Annotated in this window: 20 protein-coding genes, 1 tRNA gene and 2 rRNA genes (1 of these 23 running past the window's edge); 11 read left to right on the forward strand and 12 right to left on the reverse strand. The window is 58.8% G+C overall.

Annotation, left to right across the window (positions count from 1 at the left end; genetic code table 11):
• Nucleotides 1-2: 2 nt before the first annotated feature.
• Nucleotides 3-1025, reverse strand: coding sequence for a LacI family DNA-binding transcriptional regulator (locus ACT5M9_RS11400; RefSeq protein WP_457983213.1), 1023 nt, complete (start codon nucleotides 1023-1025; stop codon nucleotides 3-5).
• A 254-nt stretch (nucleotides 1026-1279) separates the two neighbouring features.
• On the opposite strand from ACT5M9_RS11400, the gene ACT5M9_RS11405 reads away from it, so the two are divergent.
• The 4 genes from ACT5M9_RS11405 (at nucleotide 1280) to ACT5M9_RS11420 (ending at nucleotide 4659) form a co-directional block, all read left to right on the forward strand.
• On the forward strand, nucleotides 1280-1723 hold the full coding sequence (locus ACT5M9_RS11405) for a PTS sugar transporter subunit IIA (RefSeq protein WP_100860733.1): 444 nt from the start codon (nucleotides 1280-1282) through the stop codon (nucleotides 1721-1723).
• 34 nt (nucleotides 1724-1757) lie between these two features.
• On the forward strand, nucleotides 1758-2045 hold the full coding sequence (locus ACT5M9_RS11410) for a PTS sugar transporter subunit IIB (RefSeq protein WP_438551069.1): 288 nt from the start codon (nucleotides 1758-1760) through the stop codon (nucleotides 2043-2045).
• A 68-nt stretch (nucleotides 2046-2113) separates the two neighbouring features.
• Nucleotides 2114-3370, forward strand: coding sequence for a PTS ascorbate transporter subunit IIC (gene ulaA / locus ACT5M9_RS11415; protein ID WP_438551068.1), 1257 nt, complete (start codon nucleotides 2114-2116; stop codon nucleotides 3368-3370).
• Between the two features lie 224 nt (nucleotides 3371-3594).
• Nucleotides 3595-4659, forward strand: a complete 1065-nt coding sequence (locus tag ACT5M9_RS11420) for a glycosyltransferase family 9 protein (protein ID WP_457983232.1) — start codon at nucleotides 3595-3597, stop codon at nucleotides 4657-4659.
• Here ACT5M9_RS11420 and ACT5M9_RS11425 read toward each other — a convergent pair.
• From ACT5M9_RS11425 to rfaD, 6 genes are all read right to left on the reverse strand, one after another.
• A complete protein-coding gene (locus ACT5M9_RS11425; protein WP_520395639.1) occupies nucleotides 4610-5632 on the reverse strand; it encodes a glycosyltransferase family 9 protein in 1023 nt (340 codons plus the stop codon). The two genes, ACT5M9_RS11420 and ACT5M9_RS11425, sit on opposite strands and share 50 nt — an antisense overlap.
• A 56-nt stretch (nucleotides 5633-5688) precedes the next feature.
• Nucleotides 5689-6369, reverse strand: a complete 681-nt coding sequence (locus tag ACT5M9_RS11430; protein WP_457983215.1) for a glycosyltransferase family 25 protein — start codon at nucleotides 6367-6369, stop codon at nucleotides 5689-5691.
• Complete coding sequence (locus ACT5M9_RS11435) at nucleotides 6366-7577, reverse strand: O-antigen ligase family protein (RefSeq protein ID WP_457983217.1); 1212 nt, start codon at nucleotides 7575-7577, stop codon at nucleotides 6366-6368. The genes ACT5M9_RS11430 and ACT5M9_RS11435 overlap by 4 nt, the downstream gene beginning before the upstream one ends.
• Before the next feature lie 6 nt (nucleotides 7578-7583).
• Nucleotides 7584-9344 (reverse strand): bifunctional glycosyltransferase family 4 protein/polysaccharide deacetylase, encoded by a 1761-nt coding sequence (locus ACT5M9_RS11440; RefSeq protein ID WP_457983219.1) that lies wholly within the window; start codon nucleotides 9342-9344, stop codon nucleotides 7584-7586.
• 89 nt (nucleotides 9345-9433) lie between these two features.
• Entirely contained in the window at nucleotides 9434-10561 is a 1128-nt protein-coding gene (locus tag ACT5M9_RS11445; protein ID WP_457983221.1) for a glycosyltransferase, read from the reverse strand.
• 87 nt (nucleotides 10562-10648) lie between these two features.
• Entirely contained in the window at nucleotides 10649-11608 is a 960-nt protein-coding gene (rfaD, locus tag ACT5M9_RS11450) for an ADP-glyceromanno-heptose 6-epimerase (RefSeq protein ID WP_457983223.1), read from the reverse strand.
• 156 nt (nucleotides 11609-11764) lie between these two features.
• Here rfaD and ACT5M9_RS11455 point away from each other — a divergent pair, with 156 nt between their 5' ends.
• The 5 genes from ACT5M9_RS11455 (at nucleotide 11765) to ACT5M9_RS11475 (ending at nucleotide 17915) form a co-directional block, all read left to right on the forward strand.
• The gene (locus ACT5M9_RS11455) at nucleotides 11765-12409 is read left to right on the forward strand and encodes a TetR/AcrR family transcriptional regulator (RefSeq protein WP_332505141.1); all 645 of its coding nucleotides are present in this window, start codon (nucleotides 11765-11767) and stop codon (nucleotides 12407-12409) included.
• A 177-nt stretch (nucleotides 12410-12586) separates the two neighbouring features.
• Nucleotides 12587-13777: a glycine C-acetyltransferase gene (gene kbl / locus ACT5M9_RS11460; protein ID WP_457983224.1), complete on the forward strand. Its 1191-nt coding sequence runs from the start codon at nucleotides 12587-12589 to the stop codon at nucleotides 13775-13777.
• A 90-nt stretch (nucleotides 13778-13867) separates the two neighbouring features.
• Nucleotides 13868-14893: an L-threonine 3-dehydrogenase, zinc-binding type gene (gene tdh, locus ACT5M9_RS11465; RefSeq protein ID WP_033131338.1), complete on the forward strand. Its 1026-nt coding sequence runs from the start codon at nucleotides 13868-13870 to the stop codon at nucleotides 14891-14893.
• A 209-nt stretch (nucleotides 14894-15102) separates the two neighbouring features.
• Complete coding sequence (locus ACT5M9_RS11470; RefSeq protein ID WP_457983225.1) at nucleotides 15103-15555, forward strand: c-type cytochrome; 453 nt, start codon at nucleotides 15103-15105, stop codon at nucleotides 15553-15555.
• 83 nt (nucleotides 15556-15638) lie between these two features.
• A complete protein-coding gene (locus ACT5M9_RS11475) occupies nucleotides 15639-17915 on the forward strand; it encodes a putative bifunctional diguanylate cyclase/phosphodiesterase (RefSeq protein WP_457983226.1) in 2277 nt (758 codons plus the stop codon).
• A gap of 51 nt (nucleotides 17916-17966) precedes the next feature.
• On the opposite strand, the gene rep is transcribed toward ACT5M9_RS11475, so the two are convergent.
• A complete protein-coding gene (rep, locus tag ACT5M9_RS11480; RefSeq protein ID WP_457983227.1) occupies nucleotides 17967-19979 on the reverse strand; it encodes a DNA helicase Rep in 2013 nt (670 codons plus the stop codon).
• A gap of 153 nt (nucleotides 19980-20132) precedes the next feature.
• On the opposite strand from rep, the gene ACT5M9_RS11485 reads away from it, so the two are divergent.
• Complete coding sequence (locus tag ACT5M9_RS11485; protein ID WP_457983229.1) at nucleotides 20133-21353, forward strand: aminotransferase class V-fold PLP-dependent enzyme; 1221 nt, start codon at nucleotides 20133-20135, stop codon at nucleotides 21351-21353.
• Nucleotides 21354-21365: 12 nt separating this feature from the next.
• On the forward strand, nucleotides 21366-21803 hold the full coding sequence (locus ACT5M9_RS11490) for a SufE family protein (protein ID WP_457983230.1): 438 nt from the start codon (nucleotides 21366-21368) through the stop codon (nucleotides 21801-21803).
• 69 nt (nucleotides 21804-21872) lie between these two features.
• On the opposite strand, the gene tcdA is transcribed toward ACT5M9_RS11490, so the two are convergent.
• The 4 genes from tcdA to ACT5M9_RS11510 form a co-directional block, all read right to left on the reverse strand.
• Nucleotides 21873-22679, reverse strand: coding sequence for a tRNA cyclic N6-threonylcarbamoyladenosine(37) synthase TcdA (gene tcdA / locus ACT5M9_RS11495; protein WP_457983231.1), 807 nt, complete (start codon nucleotides 22677-22679; stop codon nucleotides 21873-21875).
• A gap of 157 nt (nucleotides 22680-22836) precedes the next feature.
• Nucleotides 22837-22913 (reverse strand) — tRNA-Asp (locus ACT5M9_RS11500).
• A gap of 96 nt (nucleotides 22914-23009) precedes the next feature.
• Nucleotides 23010-23124: ribosomal RNA gene (gene rrf / locus ACT5M9_RS11505) — 5S ribosomal RNA — on the reverse strand.
• A 122-nt stretch (nucleotides 23125-23246) separates the two neighbouring features.
• Nucleotides 23247-25506, reverse strand: a 23S ribosomal RNA gene (locus ACT5M9_RS11510) (it continues 629 nt past the right edge of the window).

Consider the following 25506-nt stretch of genomic DNA (forward strand, 5'->3'; position numbering starts at 1 on the left):
CGTCAGGTGCTCTGACGCTTTTGCAGTTGAAAATCCAGGGTCAGGGTCGTGCTTGCCACGGCGTCCCCCGCGAGCTGGCGCAGGATGAGCTCAGCGGCCTCTTGCCCCATCCGCTGATAGGGAATGCGGACCGAAGTGAGGGCCGGGTAGCAGGCCCGCGCCACGTCCAGATCGTCGAAGCCGGCGATGGCGAGCTTGCCCGGCACGCTCAGATGGCGGCGCTGGCACTCAAATAGCACGCCGGCGGCCAGCTCGTCGTTGACGCAGATCAGCGCATCCAGCTCGGGCCAGCGCAGCAGAAACTCCCCCAGCATGGCGGCTCCCGTGCTGAAACTGGGCAACTCAGAGGTGTTGATGATGGCATCCGGGGAGAGGTAGTTGTCCAGCAGGGCCTTCTGCCAGCCCTGCATGCGCTGCTGCAGCATCCACTGCTCCTGGCGGGCACAGAGGAAGCCGATATTGCGATAGCCGCGCTCGATGAGATGACGCGTCAGCTGATAACCCGCATCGAAGTTGGAGACACCGACGTTCATGTCGATGGGTTGGCGCGCCATGGCCCCCACCTCCACCACCGGCAGGCGGGCCGCCCTCAGGCGGGTGCGGACCGTCTCGCCAGGATCGCCGCCAAACAGCACCACGGCGGCCGGGTTGTGCTGCAGGAAGTTGCCGAGCAGGCTCTCCTCCTGCTGTTTCAGGTGCTGGGCATCCCCCAGCATGATCTGGTAACCCTCGGCCAGCAGGGTCTGCTGCAGACCGGCGACCATGTCGCCACAGCCGCGCTCCGCCAGGCTCGGGACTATGACCACTATGGTCTGGGAGGTGGCGGAGGCGAGCGCCCCGGCCGCCCGGTTGGGGATATAGCCGAGCTCGTCCACCGCAGCCTCGATGCGCTCGCGCATCTTGTCCGACACCAGCTCCGGGGTACGCAGGGCGCGAGAGACCGTCATGGCCCCCACCCCGGCCAGCCTGGCGACTTCGTTGAGGGTCACCCGACCCGTGCTACGGCGTTTCTTGACTTCTGACATCTATTCCCTTCCTCGGCATGCGGGCTTGCCCACTTTAAGGCAAAAGCGTGGCACTGACTATTTGCTCAAGCCGAATTCTACCCTGTACCGCCCTGCAAGGGGTCAATACGACTCCCTTTAAGAACGAAAATGATAGCGCTATCACAGATCGCTGTTAGCGCTATCTGGTAGCGCTAACTTTCGAGATCAAGTTCACAGTTATGCCGAGGCAAGATCGCTAGATTGGCCCCATCTTATCCAGCCGGATCATGACCATGCTGACTCAACTGTTGACCGAAGAGGTCATCTCCATCGAGGCGGGAGCCCGCGACTGGCGCCATGCCATCGAGCTCGCCACCGCCCCCCTGCTGGCCAACGGCACCATCGAGCCCTCCTATGTGGCGGCGCTGTACCGCTCCCACGAGGAGCTCGGCCCCTACTATGTGCTGGGCCCGGGTCTCGCCATGCCCCACGCCCGCCCGGAAGACGGGGTCAACCGGCTGGGGCTGGGGCTGACGGTGCTGAAAGAGGGGGTCAACTTCGACTCGGAGGGCAATGACCCGGTCCAGCTGCTGGTAACCCTGGCCGCCAGCGACAGCAACTCCCACGTAGAGACCATCGCCCAGCTGGCCGAGTTGTTCATGAACGAAGAAGACGTGGCGGCCATCATTGCGGCCGACACCAAAGACGACATCTTGCGCATCCTGGCGCGCTACTGATCTGCGCCCCGGCGCCCTGAAAGAGGAAGAGACAATGAAAATTCTGGTTGTATGCGGACACGGCCTGGGCACCAGCCTGATGATGGAGATGAGCATCAAGAGCATCCTGAAGGAGCTGAATGTGACCGCCGAGGTGGATCACCGGGATCTCGCCTCCGCCGGCAGCGAAACCGCCGAGATCTTCGTCGCAACCCGCGACATCGCCGAGCAGCTCACCAGCATGGGAGTCAACGGCAAGCTGGTCTCCCTGGACAACATGGTCGACAAGGCCGCCATGAAGGAGCGGCTCTCCGCCGCCCTGCGCGAATTGGGCGCACTCTGAGTTCGCGACTCGCGGCGAGTTCAACACTGCGGCCCGAGGGCCGCATCTTCCATTGATTGGAGCTGACCATGGAATTTTTCAATTTTCTGATGTTTGACGTGCTGTCGGAGCCGGCCGTGCTGGTCGGCCTGATCGCCCTTATCGGCTTGATTGCCCAGAAGAAACCCGTGACCGAGTGCATCAAGGGCACGGTCAAGACCATCATGGGCTTCGTCATCCTGGGAGCCGGCGCCACCCTGGTGGTGAACTCCCTCGGCGACTTCGCCACCATCTTCCAGCACGCCTTCGGTATCAAGGGAGTGGTGCCCAACAACGAGGCCATCGTCTCCATCGCCCAGCAGTCGTTCGGCAAGGAGATGGCGATGATCATGTTCTTCGCCATGCTGGTGAACATCTTGATCGCCCGTCTCACGCCCTGGAAATTCATCTTCCTGACCGGTCACCACACCCTGTTCATGTCCATGATGGTGGCGGCCATCCTCTCCGCCGGCGGCATGAGCGGCATCCCGCTGATCGCGGTGGGCAGCCTGGTGGTCGGTGTGACCATGGTGCTGTTCCCGGCCATCGCCCACCCCTACATGAAGCAGATCACCGGATCCGACGACGTGGCGCTCGGCCACTTCTCCACCTGCTCCTACGTGCTGGCGGGCTGGATCGGCGCCAAGTTCGGCAACAAGGCCCACAGCAGTGAAGAGGTGCAGGTACCCAAGAGCCTGCTATTCCTGCGCGATACCCCGGTGGCCATCTCCTTCACCATGGGCATCATCTTCCTCATCACCTCCGCCTTCGCCGGCCCCGAGTTCGTGTCCAGCGTCGCCAAGGGCAAGCACTGGTTCATGTTCTCCCTGATGCAGTCCATCACCTTCGCCGCCGGTGTCTACGTCATCCTGCAGGGTGTGCGCATGGTCATCGCCGAAATCGTGCCCGCCTTCAAGGGGATCTCCGACAAGCTGGTGCCGAACGCCAAGCCGGCGCTGGACTGCCCCATCGTCTTCCCCTATGCCCCCAACGCGGTGCTGATCGGCTTCCTGTCCAGCTTCACCGCCGGCCTAGTGGGCATGGTGCTGCTCTATCTGCTGGGGCTCACCGTCATCATCCCCGGGGTGGTACCGCACTTCTTCGTCGGCGCCGCCGCCGGGGTATTCGGCAACGCCACCGGGGGTCGCCGTGGTGCCCTGCTGGGTGCCTTCGCCAACGGCCTGCTGATCACCTTCCTGCCGGTGTTCCTGCTGCCGGTGCTGGGGGATCTCGGCTTTGCCAACACCACCTTCAGCGATGCCGACTTCGGCGTAGTGGGCATACTGCTCGGCCTGATCGTGCGCTGATCACACAGAATGTTGCGGACAAAAGGCACGGCCCTGGGGTCGTGCCTTTTGTATTGCGCAGCTCGCGCCCACCTTGAGTGGCGAATAATCCAGCGGCGACAAGAAAATCGGGCCATCAGAGTGTCGGGGATCGGATTTTCACGCCGACGCGGCAGCATCTGACCATTGAGTGCGATATGCTGTTGGGCCCACGAACCACCATGACCTCCGTTGAGGCCTTCTCCATGAAATACCTGGTAGTACAAACCAAACAGATAGGGGACGTGCTGATCTCCACGGCACTGTGCAACAACCTCAAGCAGCATGATCCCGCCGGGGAAGTGCACTATCTGGTGATGGACTACTGCGCGGGCATGGCGGAGGGCAATCCCAACATCGACAGGCTGATCATCATCGAGAAGGCGCGTCGCAACGAGTGGCGCTACATGAAAGAGTTGCTGATGGGGATCCGTCGCGAGCGTTATGACGTGGTGATCAACAGCCAGGGCCAGATGATAGGCCTGCTGACCTGCCTGCTGTCAGGGGCCGGACTGCGCATCGGCTTCGACTCCTTCCCCTGGCGACTCGGCCATAACCGCATAGTGCGGTTTCGCAAGGACACGGAGCATCGGGGCAACAGCACCCTGGTCGACGACAGATTCTCCCTGCTAAAGCCTCTGGGGCTCGCCAAAGAAGATCGCAACTACTATCTCTGGCTGAGTGAGGCGGAGAAGCGGCAGGGACGCGAGAGCCTGCAGGCGGCCGGGGTCGATCTCACCAGGCCGCTCGTCGCCATGGGGGTCAATTCCCTCGGCCACTACAAGCGCTGGCCCATCGACTGCTTCGCCGAGGTGGCGCGCTGGCTCATCGAGGAGCACGACGCCCAGATCCTGATCTACTGCGGCCCGGGGGAAGAGGAGTACAACCGAGGTCTCAAGCCACTGCTGCCAGCAGCGCTGCAGGCCAGCGTGTATGACCAGATCAAGACCCGCTCGGTGCGGGAGCTGGTCGGGCTCTTTGCCCACTGCCAGCTGTTTGTCGGCAACGACACCGGCCCGCGGCACATGGCCCAGGCCATCGGCCTGCCGCTGCTGACCATAGTGGCCCCGGGCGGCGACAAGATCATCGCCAACCCGGTGAACCACCCCCGCTATCAGGCCATCGATATCTTCGATGCCAAGGGAGCGGATTTCCAGCTGCCGACCCAGGAGAAGGACTTCTTCGATGAGGCCCTGTTCCGCTCAATTACACCAAAGCTGGTTATTCAGCGGCTAGCCGCTCTGCTTGCTCAGCCACGGGCAGCAGACTAGCTAGCGCCTCGCAGACGGCCCGGTCATCGACATTGTTCATATCGGCATTCAGGCCAGGGGAATCGCTGAACAGGATCCGAACCCGCGGTGTGCTGGTCGGCAGCCACTGGTTGAAGACTTCACCGTGGCGCGGATAGATGGCCACCAGCGGCTTCTCCAGCCCGACGGCGATGTGCACTATGGCAGTGTCCACCGACAGCACTGCCCTCGCCTGCTGTACGCAGTAGATGGCATCATCGATCGTCTTCACGCCTTCCACCAGCATCACGTTACTCGTCGAACAGGCATTCACCATGGCCTCTGCCGCAGCATAGGTCGCGGGTGAGGAGAGTACCCCGAAGCGACAGGTGGCGAACTCCTCCCCCAAGGCCTTCAGCAACTCAACCATCTTGCCGTGCGAGAAGGACTTGTACTGGGTACTGCCGAAGGGGTTGATGAGGATGAGATCGTCGCAGGGCGAGCTCACATTCCCCTTCCCTGCCACTGGGATGATGTACTGTTGATCCACCTCTTGCGCCCCCAGCAGGGACAGCAGATAGCGATATTTATCCTGGAACAGCAGATCAGCCGTTGCCTTGGACAGCTTGATATTCACGCGTCCTATGCTGTCGTCGAGTGAGGCAACATTGTTGGGAGAGAGCCTGTGAAGGAGATAGAGATCCTTCATCTTCATCCCTTCGGTGAGATGTATCACCAGATCGACATGGGGGATGGAGGAAGCCATCTCCTTGATGGCGCCATAGCCGGGTCGCTTGTTGATCTCGATGACTTCGTCGACCCCGAAACAGTCCCGATACAGGCTGGCCAGGGCTGGGGTCGTGATAACGGTCACCCTCTTGTTGCCCGGCAGCTTTTTTATCTCCCGGAAAAAGAAGGAGGAGATGAAGGAATCACCCAGCTTGGCGTCCCAGCGGACCACCAAGATATGATTGATCTCCCCCTGGATACCGAGTGGCATCTTCTTGTCAAACAAGAGGATACCTAGGGCTCTGCGCACCCGATCACGTAATAGCTGCAAATAACCGATCACTATCGAACCTCGTCATCGGTCACATGAGGACCATAGTTACGATCATCGATCGTGGTATCGAACAGACCGACATCCATACAGCAAGGCTCAACACCCGAGGCCGTCAGACCGTTGAGTTGCAAGCGGCCCGTCAGATAATCGGATGGCATCCGAATGGGATAGGCCTTGCTCAGCAGCTTCTTGGCGCCAGACAGAGTCAAGATATATCCTGCCGTCGATATGATGCCTCGCTTGGAGTTCCGGCTCGGGGAAATATATTTGGCAAGACGATACCCTTCCGGCATCTTCTGCATCCACGGCCAAGACTTCACCTTGCCATGGTGCAAGAAAATAATATCTGACTGGCAAGCAGACATGGCCTTTGACACTATGGACTTGAAGTGGCTGTGCAGATAGATGTCATCCTCCAGCACGACACAGCGCTCTATATTCTTGGCAACCATCATCTCATATATGCGGATATGGCTCATGGCACAGCCAACCTCCCCCAGACTCAGGTCATGGCCACAGAATTTCTTGGCGAGCGGGAAGTCCACCCGTTTTAATTCATCCTCAGGGAGGGTCTTGCCATCCACCGCATCGAAAAATGAAAACTCTATTGCTCGGCTATCCATATGTTGCTTGATAAAGGCGCGCCGATCCTGACTTCTAACCAGGCTTATAACAAATACAGGGATCATGTTGCTTCCTTTTCCATATTTAATTCAATGGCACACCAGCAGAAAACCAGACTCAAGGCATATAGATACAGTGTATTTTGATGTTCAAATGGAACATCGCTTAAGGCACTGACGGCAAAAGATAACGGTATCATGGTATATGGGGAACCCCATCCGGCCTTTTCTACTATCAGCTTCATTGGGTAAAACAAGAAGATCACCAAGGCCAAGATCCCTATCACACCTCGAATAATCAAGTTTTGCATATACTGGCTATGAGCATGTACCAGAGCAGGATCCATTACCAAGGGTGATACAAGTCCATGTGCGATCTGTTGTTCTTTGACGGCAGTAAAACCGTCGGTGCCAACCCCAATCACGGGGGATTTTAGGAATCCGAGCCAAGCACTCTCCCAGGCAACGATACGTAATCCCCATGAGGAATAATATGTTCCACCCTCAATCCCTTTAATATCGGAAACGGCCTCAGCCATTCGTATTTGTACAATACTATTCGTCTGGTAAATACCACCAGCCAAGACCAAAACTAATAAAGCCACAAATGTATACTTTAATGGCTTATACAGAGCTTTATAAATTATTAAAATACCAATCACAACCCCCAGAGCCAACCATACTCCACGGCTCTGGGAGAGATAGAGTGCAAGCAAAGACGCAATTATAGCAATTAACAAGATCGCTTTAGTCCGATATGTTTTTTTTGCTCTGATGAACATGCACCAACTTAAAACGGCCAAAGTCAATGCGGCCTGAGAGAATAAAATAGCGTTAGTAAACCCTTCAACTCTGATAATGCCATTTTTGTACTGCCAAAGGCTTAACAAGCCCAATCCAACACCACCCATAAATATGGCAACACAGCCCACTGAGAGCAATATTTTTTTTCGTGGCATCAGAAGGGAAAATACGGAAACGTAAAACAAACCTCGCATGATGCCATACTGATCACCATGAATTATCCTGTTTATCAAGATCACGGAGCCATAGAAGATAAACACCCAGACGAGACGCCGATCGGTAAAGAAAATGTCCTTCTTTCCCCCGATAAAATAGTTAAGCAGGCCGAGAATACCGGACATGACCAACAAGTTCGACAGAATGCTCTGCCCAGAAGGAACCAGGAACAAACCACAGAATGAAAACGCAATCGTCAGCGCAAAAATGGCTGTTGTTACCTTATCGAGAAATTCAAGAGGCTTAATAGACATCAACGCTTATTTCCTGAATACATAGTTACCACGGATCTTGCGCCAGAGCCCAAACACGTCTGTACGGGGGAAGATGGCGATCCGGCGGATCTGAAGTGGGTCCTGGTGCATGGCTCTGGGACCGCTGTTGGTGGCCACAGCATAACGATAACCGGCGGCCGTCACCTGAGCTTTTGCACTGTCATTCAGATCCCCGTAAGGGTAGGCAAAGGTGATCAGAGAATGGCCGAGCAACTGCTCCAGTCTCTGCTTGTTGGCCTGGATCTCGTGAGCCTGCTGCTCGGGCGTTAGCTTGCTAAGACGAGGATGGGTCAAGGTGTGCCCCCCGATCTCGATATGCTCCGATACCCCCAGGGTACGGATCTCGTCGGCATTCATCAGAGATACCAGCCTGTCGGGATGCGTCGGGTGCTCCACGTCCCAACGATTGTGATCTTCGCCGGTCACTATGTACACCACGGCTTTGTAACCATATTTTTCAAGCAACGGCAACATGCGGGTCAGGTTGTCCCGATAGCCGTCGTCGACGGTGATCATCAGGTACTTCTTGCCATATCGCAGGCGGTGGATAAATCCCTTGTCCGCCAGATCCGCGAATGTCAGCGTCTCGTAGCCGAGCCGCTTCATCAGTTTGAGGTGTTTCTCGAACATGGCGACGGGCAGCCAGGTGCCGTGTACCCCCTTCTCGCTCTCGTGTTCGATGAAGCGGTGATACATGATGACCGGCATCTCGCGGCGCAGGGTCTCCACCACTGCATCCTGATAGATGGATTCAAGCCCCGTCACGACTCCCTGCAGGTCATATTCCTGATGAATACGTTCGCGAACAGGATCAGGCACAGTCTTGCTGGTGAGGGCCGAGACAATCTGAGCCTTCAGTGCGGCAAAATTGATCGCCAGATCCTGTGGTCCTATGTCGCCAAAGTTGCTGGCAAGGGCTTCGTCCAGATTGTGCTCATCCACCAGCCCGATCGCCTTGGCCTCGCCGATGGCGAAGGCTGGACGACCGCAGAGCAGGGCCTCCATCGCCACCCGACCTGCCCCTATCACCAGATCGCAGCCCGCCAGCAGGGTCGGGACATCGTCCACATAACCGACGAACTCGACCTTCTCTTTGAAGCGGGTGAAACGTTCCGGCACCTGAGTGCCGCTGACGACCCGCACCCGGCAAGCCTCCAGATCCAGCACCTCGTCCAGCAAGCGATAGCAGAGCTCCCCCTTGGGACCGCTCAATCGGCCGACGATGGCGATCACCGGCTTGGGATTCTCCGGGACTGGCACGGGCTGGAACTTGTCAGTTTCGATACCGTTACGCAGCACCTGCACTTTGGCCGGATCCACCCCCAGGTTATCGATGATCTGGTGGGCGATGTCCTCGCACACCGCCACCGCCCGGTAGCCGAGCGCATGGAACGCCTTGCGAGAGGCGTGCACCGGCTGACGGCCGTGCACCGTGGTGATCATGGGGGTACCGGTCAGCTTGCAGGCCACGTAGCTGCTCCAGCCGGAGGCGCGTGAATGAGCATGTACCAGCTGGATATGGTGCTTCTTGATGAGATAGACGAGGTAGAACACATGCCAGAAGCGGCGCAATATGCTGCGCTTGTTGAAATGCAGCTTGAACACTGGCCCTTGGGTTGGCTTGGTCAGGGTGTCTGAAACATAGAAGACGTTGTGACCACGGCGGGTCAGCTCATTACCCACAGTGGTGGCATAGACCTCAGCGCCCGTCACTTCGAGCTGGGAGAGTGCCATCAATATATTCATAGTTTTCCGGCTCACGACTAAGGTTGCTCATCCACTCTGCCACAAAATCACCATCTTCTGGTAACCGCGACCGAACCGATGCGAGCAACTCAGGATTGGGTATCTAGTAGACGCTCGACATCCATCATGCTTCGTCTGAAGCTGAAAATGTCGGCTCTCTGCTTGGACAGGCTGGCATAGCGTTCGCAGACCCCTTGGTCTTCCAACAGAGTTTTTATCCCCTCGGCCAAGGTGTTGACATCGTTGACGGGGACCAGATAGCCAAACTCACCGTCATTCAGTGCCTCTTGGGGACCAGTACAGGTTGTCGAGACAATCGCCTTGCCGAGTGTCATCGCCTCTACCAGGACGACCGGGTAGCCCTCATAACGGGAGGACATCACGAAGAGATCGCATCCAGCTATATATGGATAAGGATTGTCCTGAAACCCCAGCAAGCTGGTGTGATCGCTCAGCTGATGCTCCTGGATATATTTTTCCAATACCTCTCTATCCGAACCCTCACCAAGAATGGTGAGATGATAATCCATCCCTGCCGCAATATTCTGATGATGGGCAGCCAACAGGAGATCGAATGCCTTCTGCGAGTTCAGCAATCTGCCAATGGCCAGTACATTCAATCCACGGCCAATCTTGATACTCTCCTTCCCCTTGGCGGCGATAAGAGTTGTATCAACAGGATTATAAATAACTGAAATATTGCTCTCGAGGAAAGGATGAAGGTTCAACACGGATTGTTTGACGCCTTCCGACACGCAGACGACCTCATCCATCCGTTCATACACCACCTTTTCAATCTCTCGAGGCAAGGTATGATGCCGTTCAAGATCGATATGAACCCAGGCTATTTTCTTCTGGGGGCCATTGAGATAAGAGAGCAGCAGGCTGGCATCTCCTTCGAGAAATGAGACACCCACATCGTAATAGTCAGGGAGCAGGACATTGGCCAACCATGGCTTGGCCAGGACCAGGGAATACCACCGTTTCTTCATGGAATAGATGATCCCACGACGCAGAAAACCTGTCGGCTCAGGCCCCAGCAAATATTTTACCTTGATGTAACTCGGCAACGAAGACAGGTATACCCCTTCATATTTCAGCAACAACAAGGTTATTTCATATTTGGCTTCATCGAGATGATTGAGTATGTTGACCAGTACTTTTTCGGCCCCTCCGCCCTCCAGGGTTTTCATCACGAACAGCACTTTTTTCTTCATACTTGAAATCACATAATTTAAGGCGTGAACAAAGAATACAAGGGCTACCCGATAATGGGGTAGCCCTTGTCACTGAAAAAAATTATATCAAGCCCGATTTAGCAAGGCCATGTAATCGGCCACGCCTTCGGCCACTGTCTTGAACTCGCCGTCATAGCCGACACCGCGCAAGCGGGTGAGGTCGGCCTGGGTGAAGCTCTGGTAGCGGCCCTTCAGGTGATCCGGGAAGGGGATGTATTCGATGGCGCCCTGCTGGTGATGCTTGATCACCGCCTCGGCCACGTTCTGGAACGGCTCGGCACGGCCGGTGCCGCAGTTGAAGATGCCGGAGTGCTGTGGATTCTGCCAGAACCAGAGGTTCACCTTGCAGACGTCGTCCACATAGATGAAGTCGCGCATCTGGCCGCCATCCGGGAAGCCGTCACAGCCCTCAAACAGCTTGGGATTCTCTCCCTGCTTCACCTGGGTGTTGAGGTGGAAGGCGACGGAGGCCATGGAGCCCTTGTGCTGCTCGCGTGGGCCGTAGACGTTGAAGTACTTGAGCCCCACGACCTGGGAGTCGATCTCCGGCATCAGGCGGCGCACGTACTGATCAAACAGCTGCTTGGAGTAGCCATAGACGTTGAGGGGCTGCTCGAACTTGGGATCTTCGATGAAGTTGTCGTTGCGCCCGCCGTAGGTCGCGGCGGAGGAGGCGTAGATGAAGGGGATCTCGCGCTCGATGCAGTAGTGGAACAGGTCCTTGGAGTACTCGTAGTTGACCTCCATGATGAACTTGCCGTTCCACTCCGTGGTCGCGGAGCAGGCCCCTTCGTGGAAGATCACCTCGATGCCGCCATCCCACTCTTCGAACTCGTCGCCGGAGACGATGCGCGCCTGGAACTCATCCTTGTCCATGTAATCGGCGATGGTGAGATCGACCAGGTTGACGAACTTGGTGCCGTCGGTCAGATCGTCGATGACCACCACATCGGTGCGTCCCATGGCATTGAGTTGCTTGACCAGATTGCTGCCGATAAAGCCAGCGCCGCCAGTTACTACGATCATGGAGTTTGCCTCGCATACGTTGATGGCCACGTGTGACTGCCTGTTAAAGCTGTGTATAGTGAGCCAATTTGAAATTGCCGAAAAGTTTATCACGGGCCGCAAGGGGATTCGACCTCGATGACTTTCCCCAGCGGGGGCCCGACAGAGGGATCAGCGATGAAGACCAGAGACAGGATCATTCACAGCGCCACCGAGCTGTTCAACGATCAGGGTGAACGCAACATCACCACCAACCACATTGCCGCCCATCTCGGTATCAGCCCGGGCAACCTGTATTACCACTTTCGCAATAAAGAAGACATCATTCACTCCATCTTCGACCAGTATGCCCGCCACCTGAGCGAGAGCTTCACCCCGGCCCGCAGCAACGAGATCAAGCTGGAAGATCTGATGGGTTACCTGGATGCCATCTTCTATCTGATGTGGCAGTTCCGCTTCTTTTACGCAAACCTGCCGGACATTCTGAGTCGCGATGCCCCGCTGCAGCAGAAATACCTCAAGGCCCAGGAGCAGCTCAGAGCCGCCGTGGAGGCCCTGCTCAGGAGCCTACGGGACGGCGGTATCATAGCCGTCAGCGATGACGACCTGCCGGATCTCGGCCAGACCATCAAGATGGTGGTGACCTGCTGGATCCCGTTCCAGATAGCCCAGGCCCCCGCCACCCGCATCACCAAGCCCTTGTTGTATCAGGGAGTCTTGCGCGTGCTCTTCCTGCTGCGCCCCTATGTACAGCCCCAGGTAGCTGAACAGATCCGTCAGCTGGAACAGCACTACCACCAGCTGGCCCAACCAGCTGGGTGAGATCTGTTTCACAATTGTTGAATATCAGCACAATAATTTGAATTCATGGGCAACGGTTGCAGTAAAATGTTGCCCATTCCAGGGTCTGCTGGCGTTTCGTCACGAGAGCCATAGGGCTCTCGCGACCAAACCAACCAACCCTGATTACACAGCTAACACAGCGAATGAGGACCGAGGATGTCTAACGGATTCTATCGTCACCTGAGCGAACAGCTCGAGCAGGTCAAAGCGGAAGGGCTGTACAAGCAGGAACGCATCATCACCTCGGCCCAGCAGGCCCGGATCGCGGTGGGCGGCGAGCAGGTACTGAACTTCTGTGCCAACAACTACCTGGGGCTGGCCAATCACCCCGAGCTTATCAAGGCCGCTCACCAGGGACTGGATAGCCACGGCTTCGGCATGGCCTCGGTGCGCTTCATCTGCGGCACCCAGGATCAGCACAAGGAGCTGGAGCAGAAGCTGTCTGCCTTCCTCGGCACCGAAGACAGCATCCTCTACTCCTCCTGCTTCGATGCCAACGGCGGCCTGTTCGAGACCCTGTTCGGTGCCGAAGACGCCATCATCTCAGATGCCCTGAACCACGCCTCCATCATCGACGGCGTGCGCCTGTGCAAGGCCAAGCGCTATCGCTACGCCAACAACGACATGGCCGAGCTGGAGGCCCAGCTCAAGCAGGCTGACGCCGATGGCGCCCGCTTCAAGCTGATCGCCACCGACGGTGTCTTCTCCATGGACGGCGTCATCGCCGACCTGAAATCCATCTGCGATCTGGCTGACAAGTACGATGCCCTGGTCATGGTGGATGACTCCCACGCGGTGGGCTTCATCGGCGAGAACGGCCGTGGCACCCACGAATACTGCAACGTGCTGGACCGGGTCGACATCATCACCGGCACCCTGGGCAAGGCCCTCGGCGGCGCCTCTGGCGGCTACACCTCGGGCAAGAAAGAGGTGATCGACTGGCTGCGCCAGCGCTCCCGCCCCTATCTGTTCTCCAACTCCCTGGCCCCCTCCATCGTCGCCGCCACCATCAAGGTGATCGACATGCTGGCCGAGGGTCACGCCCTGCGCGCCCAATTGAGAGAGAACAGCGATTACTTCCGTACCCGCATGAGCGCCGCCGGCTTCACCCTGGCCGGCGCCGATCACGCCATCATCCCGGTCATGCTGGGGGATGCCAAGCTGGCCGCAGAAATGGCGAGCCGCATGCTGGCCGCCGGCATCTACGTGGTGGGCTTCTCCTTCCCGGTGGTGCCCAAGGGTCAGGCCCGCATCCGCACCCAGATGTCCGCCGCCCACACCCGTGAGCAGTTGGACAAGGCCATCGATGCCTTCATCCGCATCGGCCGCGAACTGGGCGTGATCTGAGCCCATGGCTGATTGATTAAAACGGGGGCCAAGGTTGGGCCCCATTTTATTACCCTCTGTATTCGGCCAAGCGCCCTGAGGAATGTTGTCATGAAAGCACTCTCCAAATTGAAGAAAGAAGTTGGCATCTGGATGACGGACGTCCCGGCCCCGGAGCTCGGCCACAACGATCTACTGATCAAGATCCGCAAGACCGCCATCTGCGGCACCGACATCCACATCTACAACTGGGATGAGTGGTCCCAGAAGACCATCCCGGTTCCCATGGTGGTGGGTCACGAATACGTGGGGGAAGTGGTCGCCGTCGGTCAGGAGGTGCGTGGCTTCGCGGTGGGTGACCGCGTCTCCGGCGAGGGGCATATCACCTGCGGCCACTGCCGCAACTGCCGTGCCGGCCGCACCCACCTGTGCCGCAACACCATAGGGGTCGGCGTCAACCGCCCCGGATCCTTTGCCGAGTATCTGGTGATCCCGGCCTTCAACGCCTTCAAGCTGCCGGACAACGTACCCGATGAGCTGGCCGCCATCTTTGATCCCTTTGGCAACGCCGTGCACACCGCCCTCTCCTTCGATCTGGTGGGGGAAGACGTGCTCATCACAGGGGCCGGCCCCATCGGCATCATGGCCGCCGCCGTCTGCCGTCATGTGGGCGCCCGTCACGTGGTGATCACCGACGTCAACGAATACCGCCTGGAACTGGCCCGCAAGATGGGGGCCACCCGCGCCGTCAACGTCAGCACGGAAAAACTCTCCGACGTCATGACCGAGCTCGGCATGACCGAAGGTTTCGACGTGGGGCTGGAGATGTCCGGCGTACCCAGCGCCTTCCAGGACATGATCGACAAGATGAACCACGGCGGCAAGATCGCCATGCTCGGCATTCCCCCCGCCACCATGGCCATCGACTGGGGCAAGGTTATCTTCAAGGGACTCTTCATCAAGGGGATCTACGGCCGCGAGATGTTCGAGACCTGGTACAAGATGGCGAGCCTCATCCAGTCCGGGCTGGATCTCTCCCCCATCATCACCCACAACTTCCACATCGACGACTTCCAGAAAGGCTTCGATGCCATGCGCTCCGGTCAGTCCGGCAAGGTGATCCTGAACTGGGATTGATATCCCCGGCACACCTTTCTCCTGTTTGAACCAGAATACCCGGCAAACGCCGGGTTTCTTTCTGTCTGCTCCGAGTCGCCGACCGCTCTTTTTGTCGAAACTTTCTTCACAGATTGCTTAACACTTCACACACAAGCGTTTAATTGGCTGTAACTATTCGGTTATAATCCCGTCGTTTTCTAGGGATAATAAGAACCAGCTGGGAGTGGATGAGCGTGTTGAAAAAACTGAGCTATTTATTGGCTGCCGGCATTGCGGCCATCAGCCTGTCCGGCGCCGCCTTGGCCGCCGATGAGATGTCTCCAGAGGCCATCGCCGAGCGGATCGCTCCGGTCGGCCAGGTCTATACCGCCAAGGATCTGGAAGGGATAGCCACGGCCGCCGCCCCTGCGGCTGCAGCGTCGTCCGGTCCCCGTGACGGCGAGACGGTGTTCAAGGGGGCCTGCTTCGCCTGCCACGATACTGGCGCCGCCGGAGCCCCCAAACGGGGTGACAAGGCCGCCTGGGAGCCTCGCATCGCCCAGGGTTTCGACACCCTGCGCAAGCACGCCATCGAGGGCTTCACCGGCAAGACCGGCATGATGCCCCCCAAGGGCACCTGCGCGGCCTGTAGCGATGAAGAGATCGAGAACGCCATCCACTACATGATCGACAAGCTCTAAGTATTTGAAAGGGCTCTATTGCAGCCCTTTCAATCTGTTTACTTCCGGCTACCCTTGAAGGTACGTTCACTCGGGAGTGTTGCATGTCCGCTCAGCCCACCGCACCACAGGACTCCACGCCCCTGCTGGCGATAGTCTCTTCCATCATGGATTTCCCCGCCCTCGGCGCCGCCTCTTCGGAGGATTATCGCCGTCTGGTGCAGCAGCTCGACTCGCTCTGCCCCCTGCAGCACTTTGCCATGCTGGGGCTGGCCGACGGCGGTGTGCACTGGGTATATGAGTACCGGCTTCCTCAGGAGCTCAAGCAGTGGCTGGGACGGGAAGAACCCCGCCTGACCGAGCAGCTCACCCAGCTCGATGAGCAACAGGGCTGGTGCGTGCAGCCCGTGGAGCATGTCGAGGTACAGTGGCTGCTGGCCCGCTCGGTACCCGAGCAGAGCTCAGCCCTGCGTCTGCTGCTGGAATGCCTGGCCAAGCGGCTTCACGAGACCCAGGCCGGCACCCAGTTGGCCGGACAGGCCTCCCCCCTGATGCAGCGGGATCCCAACTGGCAGCAGAAGATAGAGAAAATAAGCCGCATCATGCGCCTGGCCCACAGCCTGCCCCAGCAGGCCCTGCTCTCCCAGCTGGAGGCCGTATTGCGCCAGATGCTGGCCGTGCGGGACATGCTGCTCATCCGCCAGGGCAATCCACGGCTGGAGGCCATCTACCCGGCGCAGCTTTCCCAGGAGGCCGACTTCATCGGGGGCCTGTGCCACAGCACCAACGGCGTCGAGCGGTGCGAGCTGGGCATGCACTGGTACAGCCTGCCTCTGCGCCAGCAACAGCAGTATTTCGCGCACCTCATCATCAGCACCCCCCAGCCCCTGGAGGCCGACGATCGGCTGTTCCTCGACTTCCTGCGCCATCAGCTGACCCTGCTGCTGGAGCTGAAGCGCGTCAGACAGCAGCTGGATGATCTCAATTCCGAGGAGTCCATCAACCGGCGGCTGCAGCAGCTGCGCCAGACCAATCTGCGACTGCAGAAGCAGCTCAAGCAGCATCAGGAGCTGGAGCGCCGGCTGCAGTTCAACGCCCTGCACGATCCCCTGACCATGCTGCCAAACCGGGCCCTGCTGATGAATCACCTCCATCATGCCATGACCCGTTATCGCCGCTACCGAGCGGCCGGCTTCACCCTGATCTTCCTCGATGTGGATCACTTCAAGCAGATCAACGATGCACTCGGCCACGGCGCCGGGGATCAACTGCTGCAGGAGCTCGGCAAGCGCCTGCAGAGCTGCATCCGGCAAAACGACATGGTGGCCAGACTAGGGGGGGACGAGTTCGTCATCTATCTGGACAACAGTCAGCAGGAGGAAGATGTCAGCCCCGTGCTCAACCGCCTGCTCGGCCGCATCGCCCATCCGTTCCGGCTGCAGGGCAACGAGCTGACCATCACCGTCAGCCTGGGGGTGGCCAGCGTGTCCGAGCAGATCACCGATGTCAGCGAGCTGCTGCATCAGGCGGATCTCGCCATGTATCAGGCCAAGCGCAACGGCCGCAGCCGCATCGTCAACTACTCGGAGGCCTGCAGGGAGAGCGTGGGTTCACCGGAGGAGCGGCTCGTCAACGCCTTGCGGGAGGGCAGGATAGTGCCCTACTTCCAGCCGGTGATCCGGCTCGAGGACAGCTGCCTGACGGCGCTGGAGGTGATGGCCCGCTGGATCACGGAGGAAGGGGAGCTGAAAGACGCCTTCGACTTCATTCCGCTGGCGGAACAGTGCGGCCTCATCCAGGAGCTAGACCAGCAGATCCTCAGCCGCACCTGCCAGCAGCTCAAGCGCTGGTTGCCGGTGTCGGGCCCCGGCCGCTTCAAGGTGGCCCTCAACCTGTCCGGCAAGCATCTGGCCAACCGGGAGCATATCCTGCAACTGGTCAACATCATGGAAGAAGAGGGGGTCATGCCGAGCTACTTCATCTTCGAGTTCAACGAGCGGGAGCTGTCCAGGCAGAGCGCGGACTCGCTCACCTCCCTGCACGAGCTCAGGGCCAAGGGCATCCAGATCAGCCTGGACGACTTCGGCACCGGTTTTTCCTCCCTCAACGCCCTGTTCCACTTCCCGGTGGACTACATCAAGGTGGATGACAGCTTCACCCACCGCATGCTCAACTCCCCCAAGGATCTCGCGCTGATCCGCGCCATGCGGGACATCTGCCAGGATCTCGACTTCACCCTGGTGGTCGAGGGCATCGAAACCCCTCAGCAGTTGCAGAAGCTGATCGATCTCGGCTGCACCATGGGGCAGGGGCGCCACATCTCTCCTCCCCTGCCGGGAGCCGACATCACCCCCTTGCTGGGCCAGGCTGGCATGGCTTGACGCAGGTTACGGCCGCATCGTGCAGCCAGTCTGAACTCAATCCTTCTTGCCTCAATCCTTTTTAAACAAGGCCCGCAGGTTGGCGACCCCGACCTGCCCCTTCTGCTGGCGCTCCTCGGCGGTCACTACCTTACGGTTCTCCCACTCCAGGTCGTCCTGGGGCAACTCCAGCAGGAAGCGGCTCGGCTCGGGGCGGATGGACTCACCGTACTGGCGCCGCTCCTTGCACAGCGTGAAGGTGAGCTCGGCCTGGGCGCGGGTGATACCCACGTAGGCGAGGCGCCGCTCCTCCTCCACATTGTCCTCGTCGATGCTGGTCTGGTGCGGCAGCAACCCCTCCTCCATGCCCACCATGTAGACGTAGGGAAACTCCAGCCCCTTGGAGGCGTGCAGCGTCATCAGCTGCACCTGATCCGCATCGTCCTCCCCCTCGTTGCGCTCCATCATGTCGCGCAGGGTGAGCCGGGTGACCACCTGAGGCAGGGTCATGGGCTCGTCCAGCTCGTTGCCCTCCAGCATCTCGGTGATCCAGCGGTAAAGGGTGGAGACGTTCTGCATCCGCATCTCCGCCGCCTTGGGGCTCGGCGATGTCTCGTAGAGCCACTCCTCGTAGTGGATCTCCTTGATCATGTCCCGCACCGCCTCCACCGGATTGCCGCGCAGGGCCTGATCCCCGAGCCGCACCAGCCAATTGGTGAAGGCCTGCAGGGCGACGAGGCCGCGGCCAGAGAGGTGCTGCTCCAGCCCCAGCTCGAAGCTGGCGGCAAACAGGCTCTTGCCGCGCTGGTTCGCGTACTCGCCGAGCTTCTCCAGGGTGGTGGGGCCTATCTCTCGGCGCGGCAGGTTGACCACCCGCAGAAACGCGGTGTCCTCGTCCGGGTTCACCAGCAGCTTGAGGTAGGCCATGATGTCCTTGATCTCGGTGCGGGAGAAGAAGGAGGTGCCCCCCGAGATGCGGTAGGGGATGCGGTTCGTCATCAGCGCCTTCTCGAAGATGCGCGACTGGTGGTTGCCCCGGTAGAGGATGGCGTAGTCCTTGAACCGGGTGCGGTTCATGAACTTGTGGCCCATCAGCTCGGCGGCGATGCGCTCCGCCTCGTGCTCCTCGTTCTTGGCGAACAGCACCTTGACCGGCACCCCGTAGTCGAGCTCGGAGAAGAGCGCCTTGTCGTAGACGTGGGGGTTGTTGGCGATCAGGATGTTCGCGCACTTGAGGATGCGCTTCTTGGAGCGGTAGTTCTGCTCCAGCTTGATCAGCTTGAGGCTCGGGAAGTCCTCGTTCAGCAGCACAAGGTTCTGCGGCTTGGCGCCACGCCAGGAGTAGATGGACTGGTCGTCGTCCCCCACCACGGTGAAGCGGGCCCGCTCGCCGACGATCTGCTTCACCAGCTCGTACTGGCTGGTGTTGGTGTCCTGATACTCATCGACCAGCAGGTAGCGGATCTTGTTCTGCCAGCGGGTACGCACCTCCTCGTTGCTCTTGAGCAGCAGGGTCGGCATCACGATGAGATCGTCGAAATCCAGCGCGTTGTAGGCCACCATCTGACGGTGATAACGCTCATAAAGCTGGGCCATCAGCACCTCTTCCGGCCCGCGGGCGATGCGCATGGCGCGGGCCGGCAGTATGAGGTCGTTCTTCCAGTTGGAGATCTGGGTGATGAGAGCGGACAGCTTGTCCTTGTCGTTGTCGAGCTCGGCTTCCGTCAGCTCCTTGAGCAGCGCCAGCTGGTCGGTGTCGTCGAACAGAGAGAAGTTCGCCTTGAGGTTCAGGCTCTTGTGCTCGCGGCGGATGATATCCAGCCCCAGGGTGTGGAAGGTGGAGACCATGAGCCCCCGCGCCTCCTTGCGGCCCAGGGTCTGGCCGACCCGCTCCTTCATCTCCCGCGCCGCCTTGTTGGTGAAGGTGACCGCGGCTATGTTGCGGGCGTTGTAGCCACACTGCTGCACCAGGTAGGCGATCTTGTTGGTGATGACCCGGGTCTTGCCCGATCCGGCGCCCGCCAGCACCAGGCAAGGGCCGGAGACAAACTTGACCGCTTCGTTCTGATTGGGGTTGAGCTTCATGGGCCGGATCTCTTGGCTTATGATGAGGGGCGGCATTGTAACAGAGATCCCGCAGGCAGCCGAAACCGGACGCGGGACCCCACCACTTCGCCTTGTGTTTGACCGCCAATTTCAGGATCATGGCCGACTTTTCCAGAAGATGACGAGGGGAGCATGAACCAGCAACAGCACGGGAGGCTGCGCAGCCAGTTTCCAGCCTTGGCGCAGAAGGTCAACGGCCACCCCCTGATCTATCTGGACAATGCCGCCACCACCCAGAAACCGCAGCGGGTTCTGGAAGCGATTGCTCGCTACTACAGCACAGACAACGCCAACGTACACCGTGCCGCCCACGCCCTGAGCGGCCGCGCCACCCTCGCCTTCGAATCTGCCCGCGAGACAGTCGCCCGCTTCATCAAGGCCCCCCGCCCGCAGGAGGTGATCTGGACCCGCGGCACCACGGAGGCGATCAACCTGGTGGCCCAGAGCTGGGGCTTGAGCGAGCTGCAGGCGGGGGACGAGATAGTGCTCAGCACCCTGGAGCACCACGCCAATATAGTGCCCTGGCAGCTCGTCGCCCAGCGCACCGGCGCCCTTATCCGCGTCATTCCGCTGGATAAGAACGGCGATCTCGATATGGACGCCTACCTCGGGTTACTGGGCACCCGCACCCGGCTGGTGAGCGTCGCCCATGTCTCCAATGCCCTCGGCACCGTCAATCCGGTCAAGGAGATAGTGGCGGCCGCCAAGGCGGTGGGGGCTCTGACCCTGATCGATGGCGCCCAGGCGGTGGCTCATCTCGAGGTGGATGTGCAGGCCATCGGCTGCGACTTCTACGCCTTCTCCGGCCACAAGCTCTACGGCCCGACCGGGATCGGCGTGCTCTGGGGCCGCACCGAATTGCTGGAGCGCATGCCCCCCTGGCAGGCGGGTGGCGAGATGATCGACAGGGTCAGCTTTGCCGGCACCACCTTCAACGTCCTGCCATTCAAATTCGAGGCGGGCACCCCTCACATCGCCGGCGCCATCGGCCTCGCCAGCGCCATCGACTTCATCACGGATCTGGACAAGGCCGAACTGGTCCGCCACGAAGCGGCTCTCACCGACTATCTGGTGGCAGGACTGCGGCAGGTACCTGGCCTGCGCCTCATCGGTGAACCCAGGCAGCGCGCCGGCGCCGTCTCCTTCCTCCTGGACGATATCCATCCGCAGGATGCCGCCACTCTGCTCGACATGCAGGGCATAGCGCTGCGAGTCGGCCACCACTGCGCCATGCCGCTGATGGAGAGCCTTGGGATCGGCGGCACCATGCGCGCCTCGCTGGCCTGCTACAACGATCAGGATGACGTGGATGCCCTGCTGGCAGCCCTGCACAAGTTAAGCGACTTCTTCTAAGGGATGATCGACATGAACGAGCTCACAACCTATACCCCCATCGGCCGGGAGCCCGATGAAAACGCCATCCGCCAGCAGTTTGTGGCAGCCAAGGGTTGGGAAAATCAGTACCGGCTCATTATCCAGCTCGGCAAGTTGTTGCCCGCCCTGCCAGCCGAGTGGCAGCAGGAAGAGTTTCGTCTCAAGGGATGCGAGAGCCAGGCCTGGCTGAAGGGGGAGCAGAGTGAGGATGGCCGCTGGCACTTCGCCTGCGACTCCGATGCCCGCATCGTGCGCGGCCTGATCGTCATCGTGCTGGCGGCGCTCAATCACCGGAGTGCAGCAGCTATTCAGGCGTTCGACGTGGACGGCTATTTCGCCGAGTTGGGGCTGGAGAAGCACCTGAGCCCGTCTCGGGGCAACGGCCTCAGAGCCATAGTGCAGGGCATAGTGGCGCTGGCGACGGCCTGACACCTCACTTCGCAGCAACCAAAAAGAGCGCCCTGGGGCGCTCTTTTCGTTGATGCATTGTCTGAAAATCTACTCGGCGGACTTCTCGGCCCGGGCGCCCCGCTCGGCGATCTTCTTCAGCACGCGGGAGGCAGCCACCAGGCCAAACGTCGCCGTTACCGGCGTGACGGCCCCGAAGCCGGAGGCGCAATCCATCTTCATGTTGCCATCGCTGGCAGCCTTGGCCTGACAGGTGCCGCCCTTGCCGTCCGGGTAGCTCAGCTGCTCGGTGGAGAAGACGCACTCCACCCCGAACTTGCGGGCCGGATTCTTGCTGAAGTGGTGCAGACGGCGCAGGTCGGAGCGCACCTTGGCAGCCAGCGGATCCTGAATGGTCTTGGCGAGATCGGCCACGGTGATCTGGGTCGGGTCCATCTGTCCGCCGGCACCACCCGCCACTATCACGGGGATCTTGTTGCGCTTGCAGAAGGCGATCAGCGCCACCTTCGCCTTGACCGAGTCGATGGCATCCACCACATAGTCGAACTCTTTCTTGATATGTTCGGCCAGATTGTCGGCGGTGACGAAGTCATCCACCTCGATCACGGCACAATCCGGGTTGATGGCACGGATGCGCTCCGCCATCACTTCAGTCTTGAGGCGCCCCACAGTCCCCTGCATGGCGTGGATCTGGCGGTTGGTGTTGGTGATGCAGATGTCATCCATGTCGATCAGGGTGATCTGGTTGATGCCGGCACGAGCAAGTGCCTCCGCCGCCCAAGAGCCCACGCCGCCGATGCCCACCACGCAGACTCTCGCCTGACTGAAGGAACTGAGCGCGCTCTGACCATAAAGACGGGCAATGCCCCCGAATCGCTGTAGATATTCTGCTTTCATACCACCACCTTGCTTGAGGGCAGCTATTATAGCGGCAACGGCAGTCCGAGACATCATCAGATAGGATATGGCGGGTAGGGGAGAAGGGTGCAAGACGCTGAATTTTCAGAGTGCTGAAATGAAAAAAGCCCAGTCTTTCGACTGGGCTTCTTGTTAGTGGCGGAGCGGACGGGACTCGAACCCGCGACCCCCGGCGTGACAGGCCGGTATTCTAACCGACTGAACTACCGCTCCGCATTCGGTTAGCTTTCGCTAAATCATGTGCCGCTTCGTTGAGGTGTCATCCTCGCAGCCAGTGATGTGATTTTGCACATCGCTGTTTAATTGGGTGCCTGGCAGTGTCCTACTCTCGCATGGCGAATGCCACACTACCATCGGCGCTACCGCGTTTCACTTCTGAGTTCGGCATGGGATCAGGTGGTTCCACGGCGCTATGGCCGCCAGGCAAATTCTTAATCCAGAAAGCTGACGTGAATAACGATGTTGCTCGTGGCTTGTCGTTATCACTGAATTTTTGAGTAGTTCTTGGGGTTTGTTACAAGTCTCAGAACACTTCTTGGGTGTTGTATGGTTAAGCCTCACGGGTAATTAGTATGGGTTAGCTCAACACGTCGCCGCGCTTACACACCCCACCTATCAACGTTGTGGTCTCCAACGGCCCTTTAGGACCCTCAAGGGGTCAGGGATGACTCATCTCAGGGCTCGCTTCCCGCTTAGATGCTTTCAGCGGTTATCGATTCCGAACTTAGCTACCGGGCAGTGCCACTGGCGTGACAACCCGAACACCAGAGGTTCGTTCACTCCGGTCCTCTCGTACTAGGAGCAACTCCCTTCAATCATCCAACGCCCACGGCAGATAGGGACCGAACTGTCTCACGACGTTCTGAACCCAGCTCGCGTACCACTTTAAATGGCGAACAGCCATACCCTTGGGACCGACTTCAGCCCCAGGATGTGATGAGCCGACATCGAGGTGCCAAACACCGCCGTCGATATGAACTCTTGGGCGGTATCAGCCTGTTATCCCCGGAGTACCTTTTATCCGTTGAGCGATGGCCCTTCCATTCAGAACCACCGGATCACTATGACCTACTTTCGTACCTGCTCGACCTGTCCGTCTCGCAGTTAAGCTGGCTTATGCCATTGCACTAACCTCCTGATGTCCGACCAGGATTAGCCAACCTTCGTGCTCCTCCGTTACTCTTTGGGAGGAGACCGCCCCAGTCAAACTACCCACCAGGCACTGTCCGCGAGCCCGATTCAGGGCCCTGCGTTAGAACATCAAACATACAAGGGTGGTATTTCAAGGACGGCTCCACGACAACTGGCGTCATCGCTTCAAAGCCTCCCACCTATCCTACACATGTAGGTTCAATGTTCAGTGCCAAGCTGTAGTAAAGGTTCACGGGGTCTTTCCGTCTAGCCGCGGGTACACCGCATCTTCACGGCGAATTCGATTTCACTGAGTCTCGGGTGGAGACAGCATGGCCATGGTTACACCATTCGTGCAGGTCGGAACTTACCCGACAAGGAATTTCGCTACCTTAGGACCGTTATAGTTACGGCCGCCGTTTACCGGGGCTTCGATCAAGAGCTTCGCTTGCGCTAACCCCATCAATTAACCTTCCGGCACCGGGCAGGTGTCACACCCTATACGTCCACTTTCGTGTTTGCAGAGTGCTGTGTTTTTGATAAACAGTCCCAGCCATCTGGTCACTGCGACTCCCGACAGCTCCATCCGCAAGGGACTTCACCATCAAGAGCGAACCTTCTCCCGAAGTTACGGTTCTATTTTGCCTAGTTCCTTCACCCGAGTTCTCTCAAGCGCCTTGGTATTCTCTACCCGACCACCTGTGTCGGTTTGGGGTACGATGACTTGTAATCTGAAGCTTAGAGGCTTTTCCTGGAAGCAGGGCATCAATGGCTTCCGCACCGTAGTGCGTTCGTCTCGTGTCTCAGTGTTGTGTCTCCGGATTTGCCTAGAAACACCACCTACGCACTTTCACCAGGACAACCGTCGCCTGGCCCACCTAGCCTTCTCCGTCCCCCCATCGCAATTACAAGTCGTGCAGGAATATTAACCTGCTTCCCATCGACTACGCCTTTCGGCCTCGCCTTAGGGGTCGACTCACCCTGCCCCGATTAACGTTGGACAGGAACCCTTGGTCTTCCGGCGAGGAGGCTTTTCACCCCCTTTATCGTTACTTACGTCAGCATTCGCACTTCTGATATCTCCAGCATGCCTCTCGACACACCTTCGCAGACTTACAGAACGCTCCCCTACCACTCACGCTTAGCGTGAATCCGCGGCTTCGGTGCCTGGTTTGAGCCCCGTTACATCTTCCGCGCAGGCCGACTCGACTAGTGAGCTATTACGCTTTCTTTAAATGATGGCTGCTTCTAAGCCAACATCCTAGCTGTCTGAGCCTTCCCACATCGTTTCCCACTTAACCAGAACTTTGGGACCTTAGCCGGCGGTCTGGGTTGTTTCCCTCTTCACGACGGACGTTAGCACCCGCCGTGTGTCTCCCGGATATTACTTACTGGTATTCGGAGTTTGCATGGGGTTGGTAAGTCGGGATGACCCCCTAGCCCAAACAGTGCTCTACCCCCAGTAGTATTCGTCCGAGGCGCTACCTAAATAGCTTTCGGGGAGAACCAGCTATCTCCGAGTTTGATTGGCCTTTCACCCCCAGCCACAGGTCATCCCCTAACTTTGCAACGTTAGTGGGTTCGGTCCTCCAGTTGATGTTACTCAACCTTCAACCTGCCCATGGCTAGATCACCCGGTTTCGGGTCTACACCTTGCAACTAGACGCCCAGTTAA

Source organism: Aeromonas sp. AE23HZ002T15, assembly GCF_054165525.2.

Coding starts and splice junctions, on each gene's coding strand:
- ACT5M9_RS11400 (WP_457983213.1), bottom strand. CDS start 1,025: ATGTCAGAAGTCAAGAAACGCCGTAGCACGGGTCGGGTGACCCTCAAC.
- ACT5M9_RS11405 (WP_100860733.1), top strand. CDS start 1,280: ATGCTGACTCAACTGTTGACCGAAGAGGTCATCTCCATCGAGGCGGGA.
- ACT5M9_RS11410 (WP_438551069.1), top strand. CDS start 1,758: ATGAAAATTCTGGTTGTATGCGGACACGGCCTGGGCACCAGCCTGATG.
- ulaA (WP_438551068.1), top strand. CDS start 2,114: ATGGAATTTTTCAATTTTCTGATGTTTGACGTGCTGTCGGAGCCGGCC.
- ACT5M9_RS11420 (WP_457983232.1), top strand. CDS start 3,595: ATGAAATACCTGGTAGTACAAACCAAACAGATAGGGGACGTGCTGATC.
- ACT5M9_RS11430 (WP_457983215.1), bottom strand. CDS start 6,369: ATGATCCCTGTATTTGTTATAAGCCTGGTTAGAAGTCAGGATCGGCGC.
- ACT5M9_RS11435 (WP_457983217.1), bottom strand. CDS start 7,577: ATGTCTATTAAGCCTCTTGAATTTCTCGATAAGGTAACAACAGCCATT.
- ACT5M9_RS11440 (WP_457983219.1), bottom strand. CDS start 9,344: ATGAATATATTGATGGCACTCTCCCAGCTCGAAGTGACGGGCGCTGAG.
- ACT5M9_RS11445 (WP_457983221.1), bottom strand. CDS start 10,561: ATGAAGAAAAAAGTGCTGTTCGTGATGAAAACCCTGGAGGGCGGAGGG.
- rfaD (WP_457983223.1), bottom strand. CDS start 11,608: ATGATCGTAGTAACTGGCGGCGCTGGCTTTATCGGCAGCAATCTGGTC.
- ACT5M9_RS11455 (WP_332505141.1), top strand. CDS start 11,765: ATGAAGACCAGAGACAGGATCATTCACAGCGCCACCGAGCTGTTCAAC.
- kbl (WP_457983224.1), top strand. CDS start 12,587: ATGTCTAACGGATTCTATCGTCACCTGAGCGAACAGCTCGAGCAGGTC.
- tdh (WP_033131338.1), top strand. CDS start 13,868: ATGAAAGCACTCTCCAAATTGAAGAAAGAAGTTGGCATCTGGATGACG.
- ACT5M9_RS11470 (WP_457983225.1), top strand. CDS start 15,103: ATGAGCGTGTTGAAAAAACTGAGCTATTTATTGGCTGCCGGCATTGCG.
- ACT5M9_RS11475 (WP_457983226.1), top strand. CDS start 15,639: ATGTCCGCTCAGCCCACCGCACCACAGGACTCCACGCCCCTGCTGGCG.
- rep (WP_457983227.1), bottom strand. CDS start 19,979: ATGAAGCTCAACCCCAATCAGAACGAAGCGGTCAAGTTTGTCTCCGGC.
- ACT5M9_RS11485 (WP_457983229.1), top strand. CDS start 20,133: ATGAACCAGCAACAGCACGGGAGGCTGCGCAGCCAGTTTCCAGCCTTG.
- ACT5M9_RS11490 (WP_457983230.1), top strand. CDS start 21,366: ATGAACGAGCTCACAACCTATACCCCCATCGGCCGGGAGCCCGATGAA.
- tcdA (WP_457983231.1), bottom strand. CDS start 22,679: ATGAAAGCAGAATATCTACAGCGATTCGGGGGCATTGCCCGTCTTTAT.